Below are 25,990 nucleotides of genomic sequence, written 5' to 3'. Positions count from 1 at the left end.
GCGCTGAAAGCATCTAAGCGCGAAGCAGGCCTCGAGATGAGTTCTCACTAGACTTTTAAAGTCTCTGAAGGGCCGTTGAAGACTACAACGTTGATAGGCAGGATGTGGAAGTGGTGTGAGCCATTAAGCTAACCTGTACTAATTACCCGTGAGGCTTAACCATACAACGCCAAACGCGTTTTATGACAGCGTAACAGACAGAAGTTAGTATACTAAAGTAGATTTACGATTATCAGATTTCCGAATTTTATGTAGGGTGAACCGCAGCGCTTAATGCGAAATCAGTTCACCTTGCGCAAAGGACTCGTAAGCGCGATGCGCTTTGTCGAGAATCCTTTCCACGCATTTTGCTTGGTGACAATAGCGTTTTGGACCCACCTGACCCCATGCCGAACTCAGTAGTGAAACGAAACAGCGCCGATGATAGTGTGGCATTTGCCATGTGAAAGTAGGACATCGCCAGGCTCCTAATTAGAGAAACCCGTTGCAGCAATGCAGCGGGTTTTTTGTTGCCTGTAGAAAAATAAAATACCCAACCAAGACCCCCTACGACCTATATCCTTGTAGGCATAAACGCAAGGTGAAGAGACGTAGGAGATGTATGGACTCCTCCCCTAAATAGGGTAAGTACGGTATAAAGAAATTGCAAAACCACTTTTACCAATAAGGAATCCATACATGTCAAAATTTAACTTAATTTGTATCGACTTGGCAAAAAATGTTTTTCAAGTCGGTCAATTTTTTCATCAAAAACTACAAAGTAATAAAGCGGTAAGCAGAAAAGAGCTACTGTCGATACTCACCACGTCTCCTCGTTGTAAAGTTGTTATGGAATCATGTGGCGGTGCTCATTATTGGGCACGCAAGGCGCGTAGTGTTGGTCATGAAGTCGTGATTCTAGACCCTCGATTTGTCAAAGCATTTAGGATTGGCCAGAAAACAGATGCAAACGATGTTATTGCAATAGCTGCGGCTTCTTTCTCACCCAATGTTCGCCCGTGTAAATCACTGACACAAGCACAGCAAAGCCTACAGTCGATAGAGCGAATGCGTGCGTTAGCTGAAAAGCAGAAACGGCAGTTGGCGAATCAAATCAGAGGCTTGTTACTTGAATTTGGAATTGTAATCAAGCAATCAGAATGCGCGTTTAGGCAGGCTATCCCTGAGATTTTAGAAGATAGCGATAATGGGTTAACCGCTGGTTTAAGGCAGTGTATAGCGCAGTGCTATGAATTATTTAAAGCCCAATCAACATTAAAAGAAACATTAAATGAGTTACTGACAGGCTTAGTAAAACAAGATGAGCAATGTGAACGCTTACTGGCTCTTGAGGGCGTAGGGCCTATCACCGCGGTTGGTTTATTAATTAGCTTAAGTGACACAACCCATTTTACGAGCGGACGTAATGCAGCAGCCAATATTGGCGTCACCCCACGTCAGCACTCAAGTGGTGGAAAAGTGCGAATAGGTCATATAGCCAAATACCGCGGAGAGATGATATTACGAAGTCACTTATTTCTGGGGGCCAGAGCGGTCATCAGTCAGTTAAAGCATCGCGAGCCAAAAACGAAAAAAGAGCAATGGCTCAAAGCATTAGTTGAAAGACGCGGTGTGAAGTGCGCCGCCATTGCGTTAGCAAATAAAACAGTTCGGACGGCGTATGCCATGCTGAAAAAGGGCACGCGTTATGAACCAAGCCTACTAGCAAATTAATATTTAGTCTTCGATAACAAAAATAACTGTATTGACCAAGAACCTGCGTTAAGCGGTTAGACCCACCCTTGATAGCCTGTAAAGTGATTAGTGTGTTAAAACACCGAGTAGGAGAAGAGGCACAAGGGCGCGAATACATCATAGGGCCGAGGTAGCTCCTCATTATGAGCCCGCATATAAGTACGCAGTCTAACAAAATTAACGAAGGGTATTGTGCAATAGGAGGAGTCCATATAAGGCACTTTAGTGCCGAAAGTATCTGATATGCCCTTCATACAACACCCCTGACATTCACAGCGCTGTCTCTGGCGAATTACTTGATATATCACACTGTTCTATTTCTTTTACATCTGCGCGGCCATCGCTTAGGTAGCATTGTTCTAGTAAAGAGCAATAGCAGATCTCGGTTTTGATGCTATTACGTTGCTTGTTTACTTTGTCCCATTGAGTTTCATTAAATCCCGTTCGCTTGAAACCAAAAAGTTTAAGTTTGCTGCCAGATGCCAGTAACCGGTTATCACTGGCACTCGTCATAATCCAGCCAAAAGCTTCGAAAATATTTATGTTGGGAGAATCATCTTGCAGAGTTTGTAGCTGTGTTTCATATGCTTGTGTATCAAAACAGCATGCAGAAATTACTTTATAGATATCTAAATATGATTGGTCGTTATAGTGATACTTCACATACTTTACTATCGCAGGTCCTGATCCTGAATTAGTGAGTACAAAGGTGATTTCAGGTAGATTTTTTTCTTCATCATAATTCCCCGTCATAACTTCAAGCCAAGGCCATGTGGCGGCTTTTACTTGTCGTTCTGCAGCATTTGCTTGCAGGTATGTGGCATAAAAAGACGCTGCTGAAATAATAATGGCACACAGTGCGAGAAAGAGGTTTAGGCGCTCATTGGTAAACCAAGCTTTAGGCTGTTTAGAGTCGTCGGGGTTAGTGCTTGCCGTGGTTGATTTTGGTTGGTGATCATCGCTTGCCTCTTGCTGATGTGTCTCAAGAGTTGATTCGGTGACGTCCTTTTGTTGATTATCCATGACTTTGTCGTTGTTATTTTTATAGACTACTAAAGATACAACTTTAATTGGATATATAAAAGAGACAGGGAGTAAAACTCCCTGATTTGGTATTAACTATTTGAGATAAATACGGTGAGCTTTTCGCCTACTCTTAGACTATCTCTAGAAAGGTTATTCCATTGCTTTAGTTTTGTTATGCTGACTTTGTATTGCTTTGCTATTTTCCATAAGCTGTCGCCAGATCTTACTTTGTATTCAATTTGTTGATCAGCTAATTGCGGTAATATAAGTTTTTGACCTACGCGAATAGTGTTCGTTTTTAAGCTATTAAAGGTTTTAAGCTGGCTGACTGTCACTTTATAACGTTTTGCTATTACGCTTAAGCTATCGCCGCGTTTTACGGTGTAATGTTGCCACTGGCTGTAATCATTACTTTTCTGATTTGCTAACAGTGTTTTAAAAGTTGACTGTTGATCTTTTGGTACCACAATATGTGGCGCATCTATTACTGCAGGGTAGCGAATTACGCCATGGTTTAACTCTTCGAGTTCTTGCCATTTTGCTTTGTCAGCTAAGATCACAGCCCCTGACACAGGCAAGATGCTAATTGCTTCTTCATTTTTAATCGACGGAAAGACCATTTTTTGATGTTTAAGCAACTGTGCAGCAGCGAGCAGCTTGGGCACATATTGACGAGTTTGTGATGGTAGTTTTAAGTTGAAAAAATCGGTTGGTTTACCTTGCTTTTGATTACGAGCAATGGCTTGTAACACTCGCCCCTCACCGATATTGTAGGCAGCAATAGCATGATACCAATCGCCATCAAAGCGTTTATAAAGATACTCTATAAAATCGAGAGCTGCACGTGTGCTGTCAATCACATCTTGGCGACCATCATACCAAGGAGTAATTTTTACTTTAAAGTATTTGGCGATTGAAGGAGTAAGTTGCCATAAACCCGATGCATGCTTGTGCGAATAGGCACTGGCATCAAAATCGCTCTCTATAAGCGGCATTAGGGCAAGTTCTATGGGTAAGTCACGGTTTTCTACTGCTGTGACGATATGATACAAATACGGCGCTGCACGGCGGCTTATTTCTTCCATATAATTCGGATGAGTAAGGTACCAAGCAATGCGCTTTTGTACATCAGGATGACTTGAATCGCTAAACTGCAGTTGAACGCGAATACGCTGCCACACATCTTCAAGTTCACTTGGTTTTAGCGGTGGCACCGCATCTACTTGTTCTGTTTTAGATTCTGTAACCACAGTATCTGGATTTGCCTTAATTATGGGCTTCTTTTCAGTAAGAGACTCAGGGGCAGTCTGACAGCCTGTTACAATAAGACAAACAACAAGGCCTAAAAATCGATTTAAAAACACGTATTAAAATACTCCGTTAACTTAGGTGCGGGTAAACTAAAGCGCCTAAGCTTAACATAGGGTGAGCTAAAAATGACCATTAGATTAACAACGTGCTAACTCACTCACCCAATTGAAATTAAAACGAAATACTAACTTGTAACCCAGCATAACCATGGTTTTGTGCCTCCCAATAGCGGCTGTCTATTTCTCGGGCTCTGGCATAGATCTCTATTCTGAATGGCTTAGAGTCCACGCCTATACCAACACCCACATAGCCATCGATACTATTGTTATCGTCATCGAAGCGGTCGTTATAGTCATGGTCTTTTCGGTCGTCGTAGAAAGCAAGCTCAATTAAATCTAAGCCCACTTCGCCATAGACAAAAAAGTCACTGAAATAGCCAAATTTTATGCCAGTATCGAGGGTTAAAAATGTCTCCCGATCACCTTTTTTAGTAAACACTTCAGCTGACCCAAGCGCTGTTGTCAATGCTGCGCCAAAATTGCTGTTGTTATTTTTAGCCATAAATTCGACACCTGCCGAGGTGATTGAATCAGTGCTATTACGTTCTGACTTCACAAACAGGTTTATATTTGGGTTGTCATAAACCCCTGCAAAGCTTGTAGAAGGAATTAAGGCAAGTGGTGCAAAAAGTGCTAAGCCGAGATATTTCATATTGAATTTAATCCATTAACTGTAATGGGTACAATAATATCAATCTTGGTGAGTTCTAATTGTAAGAAAATGTTCTAAATTGGCAGGTTAGCCGACAATGTGTGCTCAATTTAATATCGCTATATTGTAATTTTTAAAGGTCTTTAATCTTCACTGCGGGGTTACCTGCTACCAGGGTATTTGCCGCGACATCTTTAGTTACTATTGCCCCTGCGCCAACTACGGCATTATCAGCAACTTTAATACCTGCAAGTATAATCGCGCCTGCACCAATCCATACATTATTACCAATGCTAATCGGCGCTGCAAAATTAGCTTTAGCTAAACGCTCGGTGGGGGTTACTGCATGCGATACTGCAAGAATTTGCACATTAGGGCCAATTAAGCAGTCATTGCCTATGGTAATTTGCGCATCTGATAGCGGCGCATCAAGCACAGTACAGTTAATATTTATGAAGGTTCGATCACCTATTTTAATACCACTGCCATAATCACAATGAAAACCCGCTTCAATAACGACCTGTTCACCACACTGAGCAAACATGCCTTTTAGTCGTTTTAAATTGCCTTTACTGGGACTTTTGGCAAATAAACGGCAAATCTCATGTGCGTTTTTACGCTGTTCAATCAGGGGTTTATCTAGGCTATTAAACTCTTTCATGGTGATCAGTCTTAGTAAATTCTAAAGATAGCTTATCGCGTAAAAGTCAGAGATCAAAATAAACTTAGTGGGGTTATAAAACATTCACTTGCCATTTATATTGTTTCGTTTAAAATCCCGTAACTTTCGAAACGAAACTTATGTGATCAGGTTAATGACAAAACGAAACACTCAACAACGTCGTCATACAATATTAAGTCAGGTTAATGAACTTGGCGAAGTAGCCGTTGAAGCGCTGGCTGAGCAGTTTCAAACCTCCGAAGTGACCATTCGTAAAGATTTAACAGCGCTTGAAAAAAGTGGCTTATTACTGCGCCGCTATGGTGGGGCTATTGCATTACCGCAAGAGATTGTGAGTGATGAAGAAGACTCAGTACGTAAAATCGCAATCGCTAAAGCGGCTGCGGGCCTTATTAAAGATCATAACAGAGTGATCATAGACAGTGGTCGCACAACGGCTGCCATGATCCCTGAGCTTGCAAGTAAACGTGGCCTAGTAGTAATGACAAACGCTATTAAAGTAGCTAACCGTTTATTAGCGCTGGAAAACGAACCGACATTATTGATGACCGGCGGCACCTGGGATCCGCATTCAGAATCGTTTCAAGGCCAAGTTGCAGAGAACGTTTTGCGCTCTTATGACTTTGACCAACTGTTTATTGGTGCCGATGGCATTGATGTAGATAGAGGCACAACGACCTTTAATGAATTAGTGGGCCTTAGCCAAGTAATGGCTGAATCGGCTCGTGAAGTCGTTGTTCTTGTTGAGTCAGATAAAATAGGCCGAAAAATACCGAATTTAGAACTGCCTTGGCAGCAAATTACCACACTTATCACAGACAACAACCTTAGCGAAGAGAAACGCGAGGCGATAAGAAAATGTGGTGTGCAGCTGATTTGTGCAGACATTGAATAACCCGTAATAAGACCGACAACACCTTATTACATAAATTTTATGACAACACATACTGCCCAAAGTAAAACACTTTGGCATGTGCAAAAGGAGAGATTATGTGTGGAATCGTTGGGGCTGTTGCAGAACGCCCAGTAAATAAAATTCTTGTTGAAGGCTTAAAGCGCCTTGAATACCGTGGCTATGACTCAGCAGGTGTGGCTTTACTTAAAGGTAATGAACTAAACACAGTTAAAGCAGTGGGTAAGGTTGCAAACTTAGAAGCTGCACTTAATAATGCCGCTGTTAATGGCACTACCGGTATTGCACATACGCGTTGGGCAACGCATGGTGGTGTAACAGAGGCCAATGCGCACCCGCATATTTCAAAAAGCGAAATTGCCCTTGTTCATAATGGTATTATTGAAAACCATGCCAGCCTACGTGAAGCGTTAAAAGGCGATGGGTATGAGTTTTTATCAGAAACTGATACCGAAGTAATGGTGCACCTTATTCACCAGTTACGTCAGCAACATGACACGCTATTAGCAGCAGTACAAGCTGCAGTTAAGCAGTTTGAAGGTGCATTTGGTACTGTTGTTTTCGATAAAGCGAACGACAACGAAATCATCGTCGCGCGCTCAGGTAGCCCACTGGTGATTGGTTTAGGTCTCGGTGAGAACTTTATTGCATCTGACCAACTTGCCTTACTACCTGTTACACGCAGCTTTATTTACCTTGAAGAAGGTGATGTAGCGCGTATTACCCGTGATAGCGTGGAAATTTTTGATGCGAATGGCGAAGCTGTAGAGCGTGAAGTGATTGAATCAAACATCACTCAAGATGCATCAGGTAAAGGCGAATATCGTCATTACATGCTGAAAGAAATTTACGAACAGCCACTTGCGGTTCGTAATACACTTGAAGGTCGCCTTGTTAATGACACTGTAGCGATTGATGCCTTTGGCGACAGTGCCCAGCAAATCTTTAAAGATGTAAAACACGTGCAAATTATTGCCTGTGGTACGTCTTATCACTCAGGAATGGTGGCTCGTTACTGGCTTGAACAGTTTGCGGGTGTGAGTTGTAACGTTGAGATTGCGTCTGAGTTCCGTTACCGCGAATCATTTGTGCATGAAAATAGCTTATTAGTCACAATTTCTCAGTCAGGTGAAACAGCTGATACCCTAGCTGCATTGCGATTAGCTAAACAGCAAGGTTACATGGCATCGATGACCATTTGTAACGTACCAGGTTCATCTTTAGTACGTGAATCTGATTTAGCCTTTATGACGAAAGCGGGTGCCGAAATTGGCGTTGCATCAACGAAAGCCTTCACAACACAACTTGTTGGCTTACTAATGCTAACAGCGTCTATTGCGCAAGAAAAAGGCCTCGACCAACGTGTAATTGTCAATGCAATTAAAACACTCCCTAACAAGCTTGAAGAAGCATTGTTATTAGCGGATGGCATTGAAGAGTTAGCAGAAGAATTTGCCGACAAGCACCACTCACTATTCTTAGGTCGTGGCTCACAATACCCAATCGCGATGGAAGGTGCGCTTAAGCTGAAAGAAATTTCATACATTCACGCGGAAGCATACGCAGCAGGTGAACTTAAACATGGCCCGCTAGCTTTAATTGATGCCGACATGCCAATTATTGTTGTAGCACCCAACAACGAGCTACTTGAAAAGCTTAAATCAAACGTAGAAGAAGTACGTGCTCGTGGCGGTATTATTTATGTATTCGCAGATAAAGATTCACACTTCGAATCTGACGAAACAATGCGTGTGATCAACGTAAACCATGTTGATGACGTGATTGCACCAGTTGTATATACAATTCCACTACAGTTACTTTCATACTACGTAGCGGTGATTAAAGGTACCGACGTAGACCAACCACGTAACCTAGCGAAATCGGTGACAGTTGAGTAAAATCAATTAGTTGAATTTTTAAAAAGGCGTTCTAGGCGCCTTTTTTTATACCTGTAATTCTGTTAGCTTAAAAAATTACCAATATTTCTTAAGGATAAGTCGTGCGATTATTTAAGTTACTCTGTATTAGCGGTTTTTTACTCTGTACTAACCATGTAATGGCTCAACCAGCGGTAGATGAGCCGGTTATAAATTACAGCCAACAAACGCATACTTTTGAATCAAGTATGCTTAATGAGCAGCGCACTGTCGTTGTGCAATTACCGAAAAGCTATCAAACTCATCCAAATAAGAAATATCCCGTTATATATCGTTTAGATGGGGCTGGTAATGTGCCATTAATTAATGCAGTGCTTGAGCGCTTACAACAAGATGACCAAGCGCCAGAGGTGATTGTAGTCGCGATTGAAAGCACCAATCGACTTAGAGATTTTTATCCCACCGTGAACAAAGAACCGCAAGGACCCGTTGGCGAGGGCGGTGGTGCAGCAAAGTTTTTAGCTTTCGTAGAGCAAGAACTGATGCCTCTGGTTAATAAACAGTATCGCACTCATGATTATAGCGTTATTGCGGGAGCCTCAGCTGCTGGTGTATTTGCTCTTTACGCTATGCAGGCTAAGCCAGAGCTATTTCAAGCGCATATTGCTTATAGCCCCGCGGTATGGTGGAACTATGGCGCTCCGGCTAAGAGCTTGAAAACCTTTGTTACTAAAGCCAACAGTATCAACAGCTATGTATATATAAATATCGGTGAAGAAGCCGGCATTATGCGCGAAAGATACGATGATATGCAGCAAACTATGCAAAATAGTAAGGTGCAAAATCTGCGTTTTAAGAGCGACGCCTTTGCTGGCGTTTCGCATAACTTAACCTCAGCTGCCGGAGCATTTAATGCTTACCATGGCTTATTTTTATCTAAACAGATGCCTTTGAGTGCATTGAGCGATGATGTTTCATCAATTGATGCTTATTATCAACGCTTATCTCAGCAATGGGGCGAGCAAATAGCGCCACCAGACCGTGCTGTTAGGCTACTAGGTTACAGCTTAACGGATAACCAGCAATTTGAGCGGGCTATTGAGGTGTTTAAGTACAATATCAAAAACTATCCTAAATCAGCGTATGCACTGTCAGCTTTGTCATATGGCTATGAAATGCAAGGTAATACTCGACAAGCTCTGGTTCAAATCGAAGCTGCAATAGCGGTCGCAGATGACACTTACCCCTATCTAGATTACTTAAAAGAGACAAAAACGAGGTTAGAAGCACAGTTGAGTAAGAGTTAATAATATGGCCAACTTAGTTGTTGGCTTTTTAAGTGCCTCTTTTAATATTGAGCAATTATCATAAACCAGTGGCTATCATCTAAAAGGTATTTAAATCACTAATCCCTACTTACCGGGCAATAAATGCGTTAAAATTGCAGGCTATTTTAGTAATGAGCCCACACCTTTATGACCTCAGCCTCAAACCCTAGTAATTTCAATGCACTTGGCCTTATTCCAGAGCTAGTTGCTCGATTGTCTGATCTTGAATATACCCAGCCTACACCTATTCAGGCAAAAGCAATTCCAAGTATCTTGGCGGGACATGACTTAATTGCAGGAGCGAATACGGGCTCAGGTAAAACAGCGGCGTTTGCACTACCTATATTGCAAAAAATATCACAGGGTGCATTAAAGCGAGATGCTAAAGGTAACTATGTATCGGCGCTTATTTTGGTGCCGACGCGTGAGCTTGCAACGCAAGTGGCTGATAATGTTAAATCGTATTCTGCTTATTTTAATGGCGCGATTAAAACGATGGCTGTATTTGGTGGGGTGTCGGTTAATACACAAATGCAGGCACTACGCGGCGGTGCCGATATTATTGTGGCAACTCCTGGGCGTTTGCTCGACTTAATTTCAAGCAATGCCATTAAGCTAGATAAAGTAAACACCTTAGTGCTTGATGAAGCTGACCGACTATTGAGCCTTGGTTTTACAGAAGAGCTTGCTGAGTTGTTGGCGTTAATGCCTGCTAAAAAGCAAACGATGTTGTTTTCAGCTACGTTCCCTGAGCAAGTAATGCTATTAACGCAAGAGCTGTTAAAAAATCCGCTAGAGATTCAGTTACAAAACAAAGATGAAAGCACCTTGGTGCAGCGTGTATTCACGGTAAATAAAGGCGAGAAAACCACCGTTTTAGCGCATTTAATTAAACAGCAGCAATGGCGCCAAGCACTTATTTTTGTGAACGCCAAAAAAGACTGTGAGCACTTAGCCAATAAACTAGAAAAACGCGGTATTAGCGCACAAGTATTCCATGGCGATAAAGGCCAAAGCGAGCGTACACGTGTAATCGAGAAATTCAAAGCGGGTGAAATTGACGTACTAATTGCCACTGATATTGCTGCCCGTGGTTTAGATATTGAAAAACTGCCAGTGGTGATTAACTTTAATTTACCGCGCAGCCCCGCTGATTACATGCATCGCATTGGTCGAAGTGGCCGTGCTGGTGAAGTGGGTTTAGCGTTATCACTGATTGATTATGAAGACTTTCATCACTTTAGAATCATCGAAAAGAAAAATAAGTTACGCTTGGAGCGAGAGCAAGTGGGAGGTTTTGAAGTGAATAAAGCAAACCTTGATGCTGCACAGGCGCTTAAAAGCGATAAGCCAATGGCAAAACCGGAAGGCACGGGTAAGAAAAAGAAGAAAAATAAAGTGAACAAAGAAGACGATGTTTGGAGTAGCTGGCGTCGTAAGTAACAAAAATGAACAAGCCGACGAAAGTCGGCTTGTTCATTTACAGTAAGACAGAGTTTACTTATAAAAAACCTCAACAGTGCCTTTTACTTTCATAAGTAATGGCTGGCCGCGACGGTCTAGTGCTTTAGGTGCTGCAATTTTGATCCAGCCTTCGCTGATGCAGTATTCTTCTACGTCAAAACGCTCTTTACCGTTTAGTTTTACACCAATTTCATGTTCGAATACTTCTTCTACATAAAATTTGCTACGTGGGTTGATAGAAAGTTGATCGGGTAGTGCTGGTTTTGTTGTATCGGTCATAGTTGCGATCTGCATTGAATAAATTGTGCGCCATTGTAGGCAATACCGCGCATTCGCTCAAGTATCAGTGGTGCAAATTTGTTGTTTACTCACACGCTTGCGCTGAATGATCTATACACTGTGCAATGGCATCACTCTTTTTATCGAAATCATGGGTTAGGCAGTAGTCAAAACGCATGGTTAAATCAACCACCTGCTCATCGGTGCGCTCTGGCCAGCGCCAGTCTCTGACGATTTCCCTTGCGGCTTTTCTGACTTCTTTGCTGTATCGCTTAGGTGCAGATTTTTCAATATTTATCGCTTTTACTTGGCCTTGTGGTGTGACTTTAAAATTAACAATCGCGCAACCACTGCCTTGCTTATTTAAAAGCTCACGAGGGTATTGAACATTTGGAATTTGCTGCAGTCGCTGCCATGTTAGCTCACCGGCTGAGGTATCAAGTACCTGTGCTTGAATATCCACAAACGGTACTTTACGTGATAAGTCTGGGTTGGCGTATGCGCTTACAGATGTGCAAGCCAGTGATAGTGCGAATAGCGATTTGTACATAGTCATCCGTAACATGTTTGTTTTTTGTTCAGCGATAAATACTAAAGATAAGAAAGCCGGATGTAAATAAGTGGTGTGGGTATAAAACAGTAACAAAATGATTTGTTATACTATATCAACACGATTATTTGTGTTATTTTATAACAAATAATCGTTTAATCTTTTTGAAGTACCAACCTATGACGTTTTCAACCCTTCCCCTTAGTTTAGCTGTTGTAATAAGCACGGCTGTGAATGCGACTGATAACAGTGATATAGAAACTATTACTATTGAACACAAGCAAGCGTTTCGGGGGGATATACCCGCCAAAGAGCTACCGCAATCGATCACGACCTTAAGTAAAGATATGCTCACTGATAATGGCATAACTAAGTTTCGTGATGCGCTCGATTTTTCGGCGAGTATCAGCCGTAAAAATAATGGAGGGGGCTTGTGGGATAGCTACTCTATTCGCGGTTTGTCTGGTAATGAAAACATGCCTTCGGGGTATTTAATTAATGGCTTTAGTGGTGGAAAAGGCTTTGCAGGGCCAAGAGATGTGTCGAATATTGAATACATTGAGGTGTTAAAAGGGCCTGGCTCTGCGCTTTATGGTCGTTCTGAACCGGGTGGTACTATTAATATTATTACTAAAAAGCCACAGTTTTACCAACAAGGCCAGTTTAAGGCTGAACTGGGCAGTGATGAACACAAGCGAGTTCAAGGTGATTATACCAATGGTGTGACTGATGATTTAGCGTTTCGCATTAATGGTGCGTGGCAAGACAGCGATAGTTTTCGTGATTATGTGCACCACGATAAATTAGTGATTACACCTTCGCTTTACTATCAAGTGACTGATAACTCATCGCTCACCTATGAGTTTGAATATGTTGACCAACAACAAATGTACGACCGAGGCGTTGTGATTCTTAATGGCAATATTGAGACTGTGCCGGAGTCACGCTTTTTAGGTAACCCAAATGATGCGCCAACAAAAGTTCACTCCAGAGGCCATCAACTCAACTATAACTATAATTTTAATAATGATTGGTCATTACTTGCTGGCGCTAATTATCGTGCAGCCACTTTAACTGGTGAGTCTTCAGATGCGGAATTATCGCCATCGCGCCAATCATTATTTGATGATGGAACAACCTTAACGCGCCAGCACCGCTATCGAGATTATGAATCTGAGGATGTTTCCGTGCGTTTTGAGCTGAGCGGTCAGTTTGATATTGCAAGTATTACCAATCATGTTTTATTCGGTGCTGATGCATATGAATACGAGTTACGTACAGGGTTATATCGTTACCGCGGTGGTTATGGCACTTATACAATTGATATCCATGAGCCAGATTACACGCCTATCGAAGGCCCTGAAATGGGTATGCAATATGAGAACAATGAGGAACAACGTGCTTACGGTCTTTATATACAAGATCAGTTAGATATAACTGACAACCTAAAAGTGATGGTTGGGTTACGTTTTGATGAAATAGAACAAGATATTTTCGAAACGAAGTCGGGCGTTGCATCACACAGTAAAAAAAATCGTATTAGCCCACGTTTTGGTATGGTGTACGTGCTAAACGATAACATTAATCTGTACTCAAGTTACTCAGAGGGTTTTTTACCGTTAAGTGGCACCGACGCTGAAGGTAAGCCATTTGGCTTTGAAGAGAGTGACTCGTTCGAAGTCGGTGTGAAATTTAGCAGCGAAAAAATCACTGGTACAGTGGCAATATTTGATGCGACTAAGAGCAATATGCTGGTGGCAGATCCTGTTAATGTGGGGTATTCAGCCCCAATAGGCAAAGCCAAAAGTAAAGGTGTTGAGCTTGATTTAACAGGCTCACTGGGCGCGAACACTGAGTACAACCTATCTTATGCATATGTTGACGCTGAGACAGCAACAGACAGTTTAAATGTTGAGTGGATAGTGCCTATTCCAAAGGGCAGCCCGCTTGTTAACGTGCCAAAGAATAACTTTTCTGCAAGTTTTAATCATGATCTGACACTATTTTCTCAAGAGCTTAAGGTCGGGGGGCATTATCAATATGTGTCAGATCGTTTAGGGGACCCTGCCGATTTAACTTTTCGCATCCCACGCTATCAATTAGTGGGTTTATTCGCAAAATGGCGTGCAACAGAGCAAACAACCGTGTCACTAAATGTCGATAATATCTTTAACGAAAAATATATTGCCAGTAGCTACAATGCACTGTGGGCTTATCCTGGAGCGCCAACGCAATTTAAACTGGGGGTGAGCTATGACTTCTGAGCAGCTTAAAAGTCGTATTCATAGTATCGACATTATGCGGGGGGTCGTTATTTTAATTATGCTCCTAGATCATGTCAGAGAACGCTTCTTTTTGCATATGCAAGTGTCTGATCCGATGGACGTTGATGTTACTTCACCCAGCTTATTTTGGAGTCGTTTTGCGGCCCACTTTTGTGCACCAACCTTTATCTTTTTAACGGGGCTGTCGGCGTGGTTGTACAGTCACCCAGCAACGGGTGTCGCACGCTCTGCTCGCGGCTTTTTAGTAAAACGAGGGCTGTTTTTAATTGCGCTTGAAGTAACGTTAATTTGCTTTTCGTGGATGGGGTATTACTACACGATTTGGCTTCAAGTGATGTGGGCTATTGGCTTGTGTATGTTGGTGCTTGCTTTACTTATAAAGCTACCTCAGAGGGTATTACTCGTCCTTGGTTTAGTGATTGTATTCGGCCATAACTTACTTACTCCAATCAGTTTCACGCCCGATGAGTTTGGTTATTCGCTGTGGACGATTTTGCATGATCGAGGTTATTTATCACAAGGTGGCTTAATTGACGTAAAAATTAGCTACCCTGTATTGCCGTGGATTGGTGTGATTTTACTGGGTTATTGCGCAGGGCCACTATATGCACATACGCAAAAAGCGCAGTCGCGTAAACGAGCATTGCTGCTGTTAGCACTATTATGTGTAGGATTATTCGCGGTACTGCGTGGTTTTAATATTTATGGTGAAACGTTGCCTTGGCAAACCTTTAGCACCACCACAGAAACGATCATGTCGGTATTCAATGTAACGAAGTATCCGCCATCATTAAACTTTTTATTGATAACCTTGGCGGGGATGTTTCTCGGTTTATGGGCGTTTGAGCGACCCCTTAACCGCGTGACCAATGCGCTGCGCGTTTATGGTTCTGTGCCTATGTTTTTTTATATATTACACCTGTATGTGCTGCTCGCCATGTATCAAGTCGGTATGTTGATATGGGGGGCAAACCAAGGGCACTATTTTGGGGTAAGTGATATATCAAGTGTTTGGTTAATTACTTTACTCTTAATAATTGGACTCTATTGGCCAACCAAAAAGTTTAGTGAATACAAACGTAAAACTAAAAAACCGTGGCTTAAGTATTTGTAAAATGAAAAATGCCGATATGCAAGCATATCGGCATTACTTCTTAACTATCCTAATTAACTTATCCTTAGTTAATTTGAGATTTCTTACGACGAAGCGTCAGAAGTGGTGCAAACGCTAGTAATAACCAGCCAAATGAGCCACTTGATGATTTTTTGCTTTCTTCCACTTCAGGGTCTGGGATAACGGCCTCAGGGAAAGTACAACTACCATTGTCAGTATTTGCATTTTCATCATAATTTGTTGCTGCGCTGTCAGTACAACCCAACTCAATACCATCTGACATAACCATTAATGAGAATGAGCTCATTGCAGCATCTGCAGAGTTTACTCTGTCGCTTACTTTTACCATGACATCAATTTCACCATTAAAGTGCTCTGTAGGTGTGATTGTTACTGTGCTACCTGATGTGTGACCTGAAACTTCAGAAGTAAAGTTTTCACCCATCACTTCAATCACGTTACTTACGTTGTTTTCATCCGCGTAAAGTACATCGAAGCTAATAGAGTTGTTTTCTTCAACTTGCATATCAGGGAAGTCAGATAATGAAATATTACCCAGTACGTTAAGCTCTAAGGTTAACACTTCGTCATCAGCGCCTTCTAAGCCGTTATTAACCGTCAGCGTATGCATTTGTGCTGCAGCTGCTTCGCCAATATACGCTTGGAACTGAACGTCAAACTTAGACACTTCAGGGCCTACATAATCCATACATACGACAAGCTCATCATGAACAACTTCATCAAGATTGTCGTATGCAAAACCATCACCAATATTAAGATCTACAGGCATATCACCATTAACAATAATACGACCGTCAGCAGCTTTGAAACCAATAGAACCTTGGTTATCAGCGAGGTTAACGTTGTCATAAGCAAACATCATTTCATATTCGCCTGGCTCATAAGCAATATTCATACGCATGAACAATTCAACGTCAACTGATTGCCCTTCTACTTGAGAGCGTTGGATATTATCCCACTCAAGGACAAGCCAATCACGTGCTTGAGTATAAGTTGGTGTAATACCCGCGTTAGCGTCATAGTTACCATAAGTGCCATCTACACGCTCAGGAATTGTGTTATCACCAACCCAGAAAGGCGCAATAAGATACGGAGGTGGTGGTGGGAAACCGCCGCCTGATGGAAGTTCTACATGGAATGGCGTTGTGCGGCCGTTAGAGCCAAACGTCACTAAACCAGCTGGGTTAAGTTTGATTGAATCAAAATGGTATTTATTAAAGAATGGGAAAGAAACATCGAGATCTGTTGCCATTAACTCTTTAAATGAATACTCAAACTCGTTCCAGTATTGGCCTTGAACTCCTTCAAGTGTACGCCAGCCAAGTGTACGCAAGTCTAAATAGTTAGGGTACGGAGATTTAGCTGCTCCAAGAGAACACATTTCATCTGTTAGATTCGTGGTAATTTTATAGTTACGAGCCACATCTTTGGTCGTCTCTTGCGTACCTTGAAGTGATAATACGTTGTCTACCAGTTCAGGTGTTGCTGGAGTTGATGCTGTCGCAACAATGCTGTCTTCAATAATTTCGATGCCTTCTGGGAAAGCAGTATCAATTGTGAAATTACGAGCCGCTTGTTCATTATTTGCGATTACTTCAATTTTGAAATCAACTAATTCACCCACAGTCGCTTGTTCTTTATTTGCTGTAAAGCGCATGTCTTTATCAATTTGATTGATAATGACAGGAACAAAACCAAGGTTACCAGCGTCTTCAGGGTTGCTACCTAAGTCAAAACCACCAAAATATATATCGCCTACTTCCATGTCAGGTAAGTTGTACGACAGTGTTAGCTCGTAGTCTTTGTAACCTACAATTTTCTCTGGAGCACTGACTGTTAGGTTGCTTTGACCTTCTTGAACCACTGCTGTTGCAAAAGTGATATCTCGGCCTTGGTCTTCTTCACCCGAAGGAACATTTGCTAAGCTCATGTAAACGGTGAAATATTCACCTGCTTCTGGGTCAACAATGTTACAGAAGTTGGTAACAGTAAAGCTGGTAGACATACAGATAGTTTCATCCATGCTTGCTAAACCATCGTTATTACTGTCTTTACCCATAAACATAAGCACGCGAGAGGCTTCGCCTACTGGGCTTGCGCTTAGCATTTTTGCGTCTTGTGGTACGGTAGTCCACTCGATATGGTTAGGGTTAACAATTTCACCATCGACGTCGACTAAATCAAATGGGTCGCCGCTGGTGGTGTCTGTGAATAATTTTACGGTGTTTTGTTGGCCTTCCACTAACCCAAAAGAGCGCGATGTGAAATCACTCACTTCATCGGTGTTGAAAGGACCTACATTAATTGTTGAAGAACGACGATGCGCATCTACTTTAATAAAGCTCGGTAATCCTGTATCACCGTTAAATGTCCATACTGGCATTTCTAGAACGGGTGAATTAGGGTTGCTCGAAACCAATTTTATTTGACCTTGGTTTCCTGATACCTCAATATTATCAATTGCTTGAGCAACTTGGTTCATTTTCACTTCAACAACAATGTTTTGTGTTTCACCGGCTTTTAGTGAAAACTCACTCGGCGTTACAGTAATTGTGCTGTTACCAATCCACTCTTCAGCTGATACGCTCCACGTTGCATCTTCTGTTGCTGTCACTGTACGCATAAAGCTACATTCTAGGCCACAGTTATTATCAACCATGTAAGCCGTGTTAAGTGCTTTTAAGCGGCCGCCTAAATTAGGATTTGCCGCTTTCATATTTTCGATGCTTTCATGCATCACTAAACCGGCTTTATCAGCAAGGTCAACATGCATACGACCCGCACCCATATCTTGTAAAGATGAATCAAAGCCTTCATCTTTATAGTTATCAAGGTATTGTGCATTTTTAAGGTTGTTGCTTGCCGTTAACATCAGCGCTGATTGAATCTCCATTAAAGACCATTCAGGATGAGACTGTTTAAGCAATGCGGCAGCACCAGCAACGTGCGGACTTGCCATTGATGTACCCGACATCGTTTGCCAGTCTGTTGATGATGGGTTTTTAGAAAACGGTTGGTCGTCTGAACTCGCTGCGAACACATCAACACCCGGTGCAGCAACATCAACTAACAAGGTATCAAAACCAAAGTATGATGGACCGCGACTTGAGAAGTACGCAATGCGCTCTTCATCTACTTCTTCGGTGCTAGCTGAGTTTGCTGTAATGGTTCCTTTATGACCTGAGCCTGTGCTTAACCAATTAAGTAGTTTAACACCTTCTGCATTGGTTACATGTGCTGTAGGCGCAGGGTAAGGCAGTTGAGGTGCTGGGCTACGGTCTTGGTATGACGATAGGTTGTAAATAATGACACCCTCAGCGCCACCGGCTAATACGTTATTTGCTTTTGCGTAAAGCGGTTTATTGCTTCGCTTACACACAACAATAACGTCTTCTTGGCTTTCGTCGATATCCGGCGTGTTAGGGTCATCGGTAAAGTCAAAGGTGCCCGCTGGATAAGGCTGATCACAGTCTGTTTGGTAGCGTGACACTGGCTCATTTGGGTTAGGGTAATCAGACGCAGAAACAATTAAACCCGTTAGCTCGTCAAAGGTAATGCCTGCAGCAATCATATCTGTTGGTGCGTCAGTGTCGCCACCTGATAAGTTCTCAAGAGTTTTATCGCTAAACACAACTTGCGAAGATGGAGTATGCGCAGCAACCGTTGTTACCCAAGGAGATGAGTGATCAGCTGATTGTAAGTAAGGGCCACTGTTACCGGCTGCAACAGCAACGAATACACCTGAGTTTGCCGCATTGAAAAATGCTTGCTCAATAGGTTCAACCCAAGGATCTTCCTCAAAACCACCGAGTGAGGCATTGAGTACATCAACGTTATCAATAGCTGATTGCTCGATAGCGGCAATAATTGCACTACCTGGACAGCCCGCATATGGGTCGCCAGCAGCGCCAGGCCAACAAACTTGGTAAGAAATGATATTTGCATGCGGTGCCATACCTGACACTTGCGGGAAGATAAGGTTCGTTTCAGTGCCTGAGTTTTGGCTACCGTAACCAGGTTCTTTATAAGTAATATCATAAAGTACGTTACCCGCTGCGGTGCCTGCAACGTGAGAACCATGAGAGTTATAATCTTCACCATACGCTGGACGCGATTCTTCAAATACAGGATCAGAATACGCTACTGTGATTTCTGGGTATGAATACACACCAATGAGCTTATCGTTACAGCGATCTGCGAATTCAGCTTTAGCACAATCACCTAAGTAAGTATCACCCAGTGGATTGGTGTGTGTATAGCCATCATCGCCTACGGCAGCAAATGATGGGTGATCAGTATTAATACCCGTGTCGATAATACCGACAACAACGCCTTCACCTTTGTTACTTGTTAGGCCACTTTGACTGTTGCTCCACAGTGCTTTTGCACCTGTTTGCTCAATCGTGTTAAACGTAGTTAGTGGGTATATCTTAGAGCGTGCGATGTGCTTAATGCCAGGCACTTTTGCTAAACGCGCAGCTTCTTCTTGGGTCATTCGGGTTGTGAAGCCGTTTAAAGTGACGCTAAATTCACGATCTACTTTTAATTGCAGACCTTGAAGTGTCAGTGCAGAGTTCACAACATTTTGACGCTTGCTAGCGAGGTGATTTGAGTAGCTTGCAATTTCAGGTTTATTTAAATCAAGTGGCTTTGCGGTTGTTTGTCTAGCTGTCGCCACTGTTTCACGTGTACTTGCTAGGCCTTTTAGGCTGCCATCATAAGCTGAAATAGGTGCATCAATTAATTGAACAATATAAGTTTGAACACCAGTGATGTCTTTTTCTGGCGTGAAAATGCGGCTTTGTTTCTTCACCGTTTGGTTGATTTTACCATCCCAATTAGTTTCAGCAGAAACCATTGGTTTTGGCGCATAATCAGCGGGTTGTTCAGCCCATTCTTGTGCTTGATTCAGTGCAGCATGTGAAGTGCCAGCACTGATATACAGTGCAGAAGCGACCATCACTGATACTTTTTTCATATTGAACATGTGCTTTAGTTCCCTAGAAGGATTTTTTAATTATGAGCTCGCTATTTGTTGCGAACGATTTTAATCACTAGGGATAGTGTTCAGTTGTGTATCTAACATCAATATAATGTAAATAAATGGCACACACTGATACATCTTGGTACATTTTCGGGGAGGGGGTATCAACGCAAAAAATGAATACTTGCCTTGGCGCCAGTGAGCTGGCTGCTATTGTCTAAACTAAACTGTGCGTTATTCCAAATACAGAGTTGCTTCACGATTGACAAGCCTAAGCCGACTCCCTTATAGCCACGTTGATGCACAGAGGCCGTTTTAGAAAAAGGCTGCATTAAGGTTGCGCGCATCGCTTCTGGTATACCTGGCCCGTCATCTTCGATGATGAGTAACGTGCCTTTTTTAGTGTGTTTTAAGGTGATCTCAATATGTTGTTTAGCAAACCGCACAGCGTTACCAAGTAAGTTTTGCAGTAAGCGCTGAAAGCTTTGCTTATCAACACTTATTTTTTCTAGTTGGCAATCAATACGAATATCAAGCTGACAATAACTCATAAACTTAGCAATACAGGGCTGGAGTAATTCATCAGGGCTGTAGTCTTTAATTAATATGCGTGGCTCACACTGTTCAAGCTCTGCATAAGTTAAAAACTCTTCAACTAATAGCTCTAACTCAATAATGTCTTGCAAAATACTGTGGCGATAATGGTTGTTATCGTCAACGGCTTCGAGGGCAAACTTAGCGCGTGAAATCGGGGTTAAAAAGTCATGTGAAACGGCGTTGATAAGTTCGCGCTGACTTTGGTTTCGGTTATAAAGTGCCTGTGCCATATTATCAAAGGTATCGCCTATGCTTTTTAATAAACTAAAGCGGCTAAATTGAACTTGCGGGCTAAAATCAGCATTTGAAATTTTGCTACTTGCTCTACGTAGTTTACTTAAATCAATCAGTAATGGGCCGGTAAAAATAACCACCGCTAATGCAACACTACTATAAAAAACCAGACTCACGAGGGATTGTGATGCTGTTTCTTCTGTTTGTACGTAAGGGCCAGCGCTTAAAATGGTGTCACCATCGACAGCAAGTCGATGAAAATACACATTCCCTTCAGGGTCATTAACACTGATCACTTCGCCTCGTAACAGGGGTTGTTTTAAAGCATCGCCTAAGTAGAAACTGGCAAGGGGCGATTTTTTTATTAACGCATTATCGACTTGGCTTTCTACACTTAGCAGGTGGTGTGCGAGTTGCTGTTCTAACGAGTGAGCGGGAGGAGAAGGAAAATAAGTCTCTAGTACCCACGCTGCGCTACTTAGGCAAACAGCGAGGGTTAAATAGAGGTAAAAATACAGCCTAAACAAGGCAAGTTAGCTCCAAGCTTGAGGTGAAAAAATATACCCTTTGCCCCACACGGTGACTATTTTTTGGGGTGGCACAGATTCGTCTCCGAGCTTTTTTCGGAGCCGACTTATACGGCCATCAATTGTGCGGCTTTGACCATCATATTTACGACCAATTGCACTATCAAAAAGCTGATCGCGACTGATAAGTTGCCCTGGAGCCTTGGCTAACTGTATTAGTAATTCAAACTCTGCACTGGTTAATTCAAGAGGTTGGCTATGCAAATAAGCTTCGCGCTGAATGGTATTTATACTCAGTGAGCCAAACCGTATGTTATGGGCGTTGTGTACAGTACTTTGAGGCTTAACCTGTTGAGTGCGGCGAATCGTGTTGTTAATTTTTGCTAATAAAATAGACGGTGATACAGGCTTGGTAAGGTAGTCATCGGCTCCTAATTCTAGCCCTGTTATATGATCAACCTGACTTTGTCTGGCAGTCATAAAAATAATCGGACTGTCTTGATAGCGCTTTAGCTCTTTGAATACGTCAAAACCATCTTCGTTACCAAGGCCGATATCGAGTAAAATCAAGTCGAACTTCTTCATACTTGCTTGGTAGCACGCATGGCAGCCATTATCAAAATGATCAACCTCATACCCATTACTCATCAGGTAATTTACGACTAATTGAGCCAGTTTTAGGTCATCTTCAATATATAAAATTTTATTATGCTTGGTCATTAAAAAATACTCCATGCGATATCACGGCGACGTTTTTTAATATTTTGATAAAAAACGTTTATTTCAGTGCTTTCTAACGGGATAAGTTGCTCGGTTAATAGCTCTAGAACAATATTTCGATTGTTTCGTACAGCGATAAGGAAGTTGTGCCCTTGTTTTGGCTTTTGACAAAATAGCCTGACTTGCTGATCAGTAACACGAATGCACACCGTGCTGGTGGCCTCTGTGAACCAATCTACCTTAATATTCATCACACAATCTTGTTCAATAGTTACACAGTTACTGGGTGTTACTTCAATATGACTCGACTCAGCAAAGGCAAGTTTACTAAGGGTGAAGCTGAGGATAAGCATCATGAGTAAAAATGAGTTAGTTCGCAGCATTGTTTAGTAATTCCATGCAATGCCAGCATAAAAAGAAAGCAAGTTGCTATCGTTTATGAGTGGACTGTCGGCGATGCCCGAAGATAAGCGCTGGTACTTTACATCACTAATAAATTGCCATTGCTGACTAAAGTGGTATTGGTAGCTGGCCTTAAGGCCATACTTTTGACTTGAGCGACCTTCAAAGCGGCTAAACCCCACCTGCACGTCTTGTTGGCTAGTGCCATAATAGTAATCAACTAACCCTCTGTTTAAATGCTGTACTTCGATACCCAATAAAAGTAGATGCTGATCAATTTTATATAAGCGCTGTGCAGAAAGTGCGCCTTGTAAACCCTTATGATAGTTGGTTAGCTCCATTGCCCAACTCACGCTAAAGCGCCAGTTTTGCCAATCGTATAGCGCTTCTGCGCCAGTCATAAAAGAGAGTTTACGGTTACTAATACTGCCTATATCGCCGCGTCTTTTTTGGGTCGTGGGCGGCATGTCACCCATTGCCGGTGGAATTGACCCCATTGGAGGGCGGCCACTTATAGTCCTTATTGCTGCGAGTGCAGCGGAATGCTTAGCAAAGTAAAGCCCGTCTTCGTTTAGTTGAGTGAACACCGAGAGTTGATAGTTTTCACGTGTTATCGGTGTCCAGGTTAGTTGCGTATTTGCGAACGAGAAATCACCGACAAACAGTTCTACGCGCGGCAGCACATAAAGTGGAATATCCCCTTTATTATAAACCGGATTATCGAGCTGCCCATACCCTAAGCTAATGCCAAGGCTCAATCCTTCATCTGCTAAATAGGCAGGCGCGGTACTGTGAGCCTGAGGAGACAAGTAAAGCGTGCTTAAGAGTAAAATAATGCGAAGCCCAATAGAGCAACCACTGTTAACTATCACAAATAAAAAACCTCAGCGAAAAAACGTGTTAACACTAAGGTGTTCTTGTTAACTTGAACAATGAAATAATGTACCAAATTGTAGCATTGGTTGGTTTTTGTAAACTAAATAATGTAAGCGCATGAATTAATAATTAATGTGTTTGTGATGCTGAGGTCGCTAAAAAAAGCGTGAGCAACATAAACAGAGTATTACAAAGTATTAAACGGTGCATATTCACGCTCATTTAACACTTTAAAACCGCGTTAGGGGCACGTCATTACTGACATGACACTTTATTAAGTTGCTATTTGACTGAGTTTTTGCGATATTAATTATATTATAATATTAACAGGAAGCTAATAAGATGACTCTGCCTAGTTCTCAATCTGCAAATGCTATTCGCATACTTGCTGTCGATGCTGTTCAACAAGCTAACTCAGGTCACCCAGGTGCGCCCATGGGGATGGCTGATATTGCCGCAGTATTGTGGCAAAACTTTCATCGTCATAACCCATTAAACCCAGACTGGTCTAACCGTGACCGTTTTGTGTTATCAAATGGGCATGGCTCAATGTTGCAATATGCATTGTTACATCTAAGCGGCTACGACGTTAGCATCGAAGATATTAAGCAATTCCGTCAGCTTCATTCTAAAACACCGGGTCACCCTGAATACGGTTACACACCGGGTGTTGAAACAACAACAGGCCCATTAGGTTCGGGGATTGCTAACGCAGTCGGTATGGCTATCGCTGAAAAAACTTTAGCGGCACAATTCAATAAACCGAACTTTGATATTGTTGATCACTTTACATACTGCTTTATGGGTGACGGCTGTCTAATGGAAGGTATCTCGCACGAAGCATGTTCGTTGGCAGGTACGTTAGGCCTTGGAAAACTCATTGCATTTTGGGATGACAACGGTATCTCGATCGATGGTGAAGTAGAAGGTTGGTTCACTGATGATACACCTGCGCGTTTTGAGTCGTATGGCTGGCAGGTTATTCGTGATGTTGATGGTCACGATATGAATGCAATTGCGGGCGCAATCGAGGCGGCGCAAAGCAATACCACGCAACCTACACTGATTTGCTGTAAAACCGTGATTGGTTTTGGTTCGCCAAACAAATCGGGTAGCCACGACTGTCATGGTGCGCCACTTGGTCACGATGAAATCGCTGCGGTACGTGAGCAATTAAACTGGCCACACCCTGCATTCGAAGTACCGCAAGACGTGTACAACGAGTGGAATACTCAAGCGAAAGGTCAAGAGTTCGAAAGTGCATGGCAACAAACGTTTGCTGCCTATAGCAAAGCACACCCTGAAATAGCTAAAGAATATACTCGTCGCGTACTTGAAAAAACACTCCCTGCTAACTTCGCAGAATTAGCTGATGAGTACATTGCTAAATGCCAAGCTGACATGCAAAACATTGCAACGCGTAAAGCTTCACAAAACGCAATTACTTTCTTCGCAAAGCAGCTTCCTGAACTAATGGGTGGCTCTGCTGACCTTGCCGGTTCAAACTTAACATTGTGGCCAGACGCTAAAGGCTTACAAGATGCCGCTGATGGTAACTATGTTTTTTACGGTGTACGTGAATTTGGTATGAGCGCTATCATGAATGGTATTGCACTACACGGTGGCTTTATCCCATTCGGTGCGACTTTCTTAATGTTTATGGAATACGCGCGAAATGCTGTGCGTATGGCTGCATTAATGAAAGCACAAAGCATCTTTGTGTATACTCATGATTCAATTGGTCAAGGTGAAGATGGTCCAACTCACCAACCAATCGAGCAAATTGCAAACCTACGTATGACCCCGAATATGACTGCGTGGCGTCCGTGTGATGAAACAGAAACAGCGGTTGCTTGGCGTCAAGCGTTATTAAAAGAAACAGGCCCAAGCTCACTCATTTTCAGCCGCCAAGGCACGAAAGCGATGGCGCGCGATGAGCAGCAAGTAGCCGATATCGCTAAAGGTGGTTACGTACTTGTTGATAGCGAACAAACAGCTGAACTTATCCTAATTGCAACAGGTTCAGAGGTTGAACTGGCGGTTAATGCTGCCGCTGAACTGACAGCACAAGGCAAGCAAGTTCGCGTGGTATCTATGCCGTCGACTAATCAGTTTGATAGCCAAGACAAAGCATACCGTCAAAGCGTACTACCAGCAGGTACTCCAAAAATTGCAGTTGAAGCTGCGCACCGTGACTTCTGGTTCAAGTATGTTGGCCAAGATGGTGACGTACTCGGTATGGATACATTTGGTGAATCAGCGCCAGGTGCTGTATTGCTAGAGCACTTTGGTTTCACGGTTGCTAACCTCGTCGCTAAAGCAAACGCATTACTTGCTGAATAATGTTGTTAGCTA

General features: G+C 42.5%; 19 protein-coding genes and 2 rRNA genes (1 of these 21 only partly in view). 10 read left to right on the top strand and 11 right to left on the bottom strand.

Annotated elements, in window-relative coordinates; genetic code table 11:
• From GZH31_RS16225 to GZH31_RS16215, 3 genes are all read left to right on the top strand, one after another.
• Window positions 1-163, top strand: a 23S ribosomal RNA gene (locus GZH31_RS16225) (it extends 2,723 nt beyond the left edge of the window).
• A 187-nt stretch (window positions 164-350) separates the two neighbouring features.
• Window positions 351-465, top strand: a 5S ribosomal RNA gene (gene rrf / locus GZH31_RS16220).
• Between the two features lie 213 nt (window positions 466-678).
• Window positions 679-1,713 carry an IS110 family transposase gene (locus GZH31_RS16215; RefSeq protein WP_143104617.1) on the top strand — a complete coding sequence of 345 codons (1,035 nt, stop codon included), beginning with the start codon at window positions 679-681 and terminating at the stop codon, window positions 1,711-1,713.
• Between the two features lie 291 nt (window positions 1,714-2,004).
• Here GZH31_RS16215 and GZH31_RS16210 read toward each other — a convergent pair whose 3' ends face one another.
• From GZH31_RS16210 to GZH31_RS16195, 4 genes are all read right to left on the bottom strand, one after another.
• On the bottom strand, window positions 2,005-2,757 hold the full coding sequence (locus GZH31_RS16210; protein ID WP_180311256.1) for a hypothetical protein: 753 nt from the start codon (window positions 2,755-2,757) through the stop codon (window positions 2,005-2,007).
• A gap of 92 nt (window positions 2,758-2,849) precedes the next feature.
• Window positions 2,850-4,124, bottom strand: a complete 1,275-nt coding sequence (locus GZH31_RS16205; protein ID WP_180311255.1) for a LysM peptidoglycan-binding domain-containing protein — start codon at window positions 4,122-4,124, stop codon at window positions 2,850-2,852.
• Window positions 4,125-4,242: 118 nt separating this feature from the next.
• Window positions 4,243-4,782, bottom strand: a complete 540-nt coding sequence (locus GZH31_RS16200) for a hypothetical protein (protein WP_036973642.1) — start codon at window positions 4,780-4,782, stop codon at window positions 4,243-4,245.
• A 133-nt stretch (window positions 4,783-4,915) separates the two neighbouring features.
• Window positions 4,916-5,443 (bottom strand): sugar O-acetyltransferase, encoded by a 528-nt coding sequence (locus tag GZH31_RS16195; RefSeq protein WP_180311254.1) that lies wholly within the window; start codon window positions 5,441-5,443, stop codon window positions 4,916-4,918.
• 154 nt (window positions 5,444-5,597) lie between these two features.
• On the opposite strand from GZH31_RS16195, the gene GZH31_RS16190 reads away from it, so the two are divergent.
• From GZH31_RS16190 to GZH31_RS16175, 4 genes are all read left to right on the top strand, one after another.
• Window positions 5,598-6,359 carry a DeoR/GlpR family DNA-binding transcription regulator gene (locus GZH31_RS16190; protein WP_036973640.1) on the top strand — a complete coding sequence of 254 codons (762 nt, stop codon included), beginning with the start codon at window positions 5,598-5,600 and terminating at the stop codon, window positions 6,357-6,359.
• 95 nt (window positions 6,360-6,454) lie between these two features.
• Complete coding sequence (gene glmS, locus GZH31_RS16185) at window positions 6,455-8,275, top strand: glutamine--fructose-6-phosphate transaminase (isomerizing) (protein ID WP_118843855.1); 1,821 nt, start codon at window positions 6,455-6,457, stop codon at window positions 8,273-8,275.
• 101 nt (window positions 8,276-8,376) lie between these two features.
• The gene (locus GZH31_RS16180; protein ID WP_374027189.1) at window positions 8,377-9,561 is read left to right on the top strand and encodes an alpha/beta hydrolase-fold protein; all 1,185 of its coding nucleotides are present in this window, start codon (window positions 8,377-8,379) and stop codon (window positions 9,559-9,561) included.
• Between the two features lie 168 nt (window positions 9,562-9,729).
• A complete protein-coding gene (locus tag GZH31_RS16175) occupies window positions 9,730-11,025 on the top strand; it encodes a DEAD/DEAH box helicase (RefSeq protein ID WP_180311253.1) in 1,296 nt (431 codons plus the stop codon).
• Window positions 11,026-11,079: 54 nt separating this feature from the next.
• Here GZH31_RS16175 and GZH31_RS16170 read toward each other — a convergent pair whose 3' ends face one another.
• Both GZH31_RS16170 and GZH31_RS16165 read right to left on the bottom strand, forming a co-directional pair.
• Complete coding sequence (locus tag GZH31_RS16170; protein WP_174403901.1) at window positions 11,080-11,325, bottom strand: DUF3297 family protein; 246 nt, start codon at window positions 11,323-11,325, stop codon at window positions 11,080-11,082.
• A gap of 85 nt (window positions 11,326-11,410) precedes the next feature.
• On the bottom strand, window positions 11,411-11,875 hold the full coding sequence (locus GZH31_RS16165) for an energy transducer TonB (RefSeq protein WP_180311252.1): 465 nt from the start codon (window positions 11,873-11,875) through the stop codon (window positions 11,411-11,413).
• Between the two features lie 179 nt (window positions 11,876-12,054).
• Between GZH31_RS16165 and GZH31_RS16160 the strand changes: the two genes are divergently transcribed.
• On the top strand, window positions 12,055-14,139 hold the full coding sequence (locus tag GZH31_RS16160) for a TonB-dependent siderophore receptor (RefSeq protein WP_180311251.1): 2,085 nt from the start codon (window positions 12,055-12,057) through the stop codon (window positions 14,137-14,139).
• On the top strand, window positions 14,129-15,274 hold the full coding sequence (locus tag GZH31_RS16155; RefSeq protein WP_180311250.1) for a DUF1624 domain-containing protein: 1,146 nt from the start codon (window positions 14,129-14,131) through the stop codon (window positions 15,272-15,274). The genes GZH31_RS16160 and GZH31_RS16155 overlap by 11 nt, the downstream gene beginning before the upstream one ends.
• Window positions 15,275-15,338: 64 nt before the next feature.
• Here GZH31_RS16155 and GZH31_RS16150 read toward each other — a convergent pair whose 3' ends face one another.
• The 5 genes from GZH31_RS16150 to GZH31_RS16130 all read right to left on the bottom strand — a co-directional run bounded on the left by GZH31_RS16150 (window position 15,339) and on the right by GZH31_RS16130 (window position 23,631).
• Window positions 15,339-20,282 carry a S8 family serine peptidase gene (locus GZH31_RS16150; RefSeq protein WP_180311249.1) on the bottom strand — a complete coding sequence of 1,648 codons (4,944 nt, stop codon included), beginning with the start codon at window positions 20,280-20,282 and terminating at the stop codon, window positions 15,339-15,341.
• 161 nt (window positions 20,283-20,443) lie between these two features.
• The gene (locus GZH31_RS16145) at window positions 20,444-21,637 is read right to left on the bottom strand and encodes an ATP-binding protein (protein ID WP_036973632.1); all 1,194 of its coding nucleotides are present in this window, start codon (window positions 21,635-21,637) and stop codon (window positions 20,444-20,446) included.
• A 6-nt stretch (window positions 21,638-21,643) separates the two neighbouring features.
• On the bottom strand, window positions 21,644-22,357 hold the full coding sequence (locus tag GZH31_RS16140; RefSeq protein ID WP_036973631.1) for a response regulator transcription factor: 714 nt from the start codon (window positions 22,355-22,357) through the stop codon (window positions 21,644-21,646).
• Window positions 22,357-22,740, bottom strand: coding sequence for a DUF3019 domain-containing protein (locus GZH31_RS16135; protein WP_118844767.1), 384 nt, complete (start codon window positions 22,738-22,740; stop codon window positions 22,357-22,359). Before GZH31_RS16135 ends, GZH31_RS16140 begins: the two co-directional genes overlap by 1 nt.
• 3 nt (window positions 22,741-22,743) lie before the next feature.
• The gene (locus GZH31_RS16130; protein WP_036973629.1) at window positions 22,744-23,631 is read right to left on the bottom strand and encodes a MipA/OmpV family protein; all 888 of its coding nucleotides are present in this window, start codon (window positions 23,629-23,631) and stop codon (window positions 22,744-22,746) included.
• A gap of 346 nt (window positions 23,632-23,977) precedes the next feature.
• Between GZH31_RS16130 and tkt the strand changes: the two genes are divergently transcribed.
• On the top strand, window positions 23,978-25,978 hold the full coding sequence (gene tkt, locus GZH31_RS16125; protein ID WP_180311248.1) for a transketolase: 2,001 nt from the start codon (window positions 23,978-23,980) through the stop codon (window positions 25,976-25,978).
• The last annotated feature ends 12 nt before the right edge of the window (window positions 25,979-25,990 follow it).

Source organism: Pseudoalteromonas sp. JSTW, assembly GCF_013423925.1.
Lineage (GTDB): Bacteria > Pseudomonadota > Gammaproteobacteria > Enterobacterales > Alteromonadaceae > Pseudoalteromonas > Pseudoalteromonas lipolytica.
Note: the sequence above shows the minus strand (reverse complement) of the source record. Positions and strands in the feature narration are given on the sequence as shown.

Bases quoted from the DNA above. Each gene is read 5' to 3' on its own strand.
- GZH31_RS16215 (WP_143104617.1), top strand. From the start codon at position 679: ATGTCAAAATTTAACTTAATTTGTATCGACTTGGCAAAAAATGTTTTT.
- GZH31_RS16210 (WP_180311256.1), bottom strand. From the start codon at position 2,757: ATGGATAATCAACAAAAGGACGTCACCGAATCAACTCTTGAGACACAT.
- GZH31_RS16200 (WP_036973642.1), bottom strand. From the start codon at position 4,782: ATGAAATATCTCGGCTTAGCACTTTTTGCACCACTTGCCTTAATTCCT.
- GZH31_RS16195 (WP_180311254.1), bottom strand. From the start codon at position 5,443: ATGAAAGAGTTTAATAGCCTAGATAAACCCCTGATTGAACAGCGTAAA.
- GZH31_RS16190 (WP_036973640.1), top strand. From the start codon at position 5,598: ATGACAAAACGAAACACTCAACAACGTCGTCATACAATATTAAGTCAG.
- glmS (WP_118843855.1), top strand. From the start codon at position 6,455: ATGTGTGGAATCGTTGGGGCTGTTGCAGAACGCCCAGTAAATAAAATT.
- GZH31_RS16175 (WP_180311253.1), top strand. From the start codon at position 9,730: ATGACCTCAGCCTCAAACCCTAGTAATTTCAATGCACTTGGCCTTATT.
- GZH31_RS16170 (WP_174403901.1), bottom strand. From the start codon at position 11,325: ATGACCGATACAACAAAACCAGCACTACCCGATCAACTTTCTATCAAC.
- GZH31_RS16165 (WP_180311252.1), bottom strand. From the start codon at position 11,875: ATGTACAAATCGCTATTCGCACTATCACTGGCTTGCACATCTGTAAGC.
- GZH31_RS16160 (WP_180311251.1), top strand. From the start codon at position 12,055: ATGACGTTTTCAACCCTTCCCCTTAGTTTAGCTGTTGTAATAAGCACG.
- GZH31_RS16155 (WP_180311250.1), top strand. From the start codon at position 14,129: ATGACTTCTGAGCAGCTTAAAAGTCGTATTCATAGTATCGACATTATG.
- GZH31_RS16150 (WP_180311249.1), bottom strand. From the start codon at position 20,282: ATGTTCAATATGAAAAAAGTATCAGTGATGGTCGCTTCTGCACTGTAT.
- GZH31_RS16140 (WP_036973631.1), bottom strand. From the start codon at position 22,357: ATGACCAAGCATAATAAAATTTTATATATTGAAGATGACCTAAAACTG.
- GZH31_RS16135 (WP_118844767.1), bottom strand. From the start codon at position 22,740: ATGCTGCGAACTAACTCATTTTTACTCATGATGCTTATCCTCAGCTTC.
- tkt (WP_180311248.1), top strand. From the start codon at position 23,978: ATGACTCTGCCTAGTTCTCAATCTGCAAATGCTATTCGCATACTTGCT.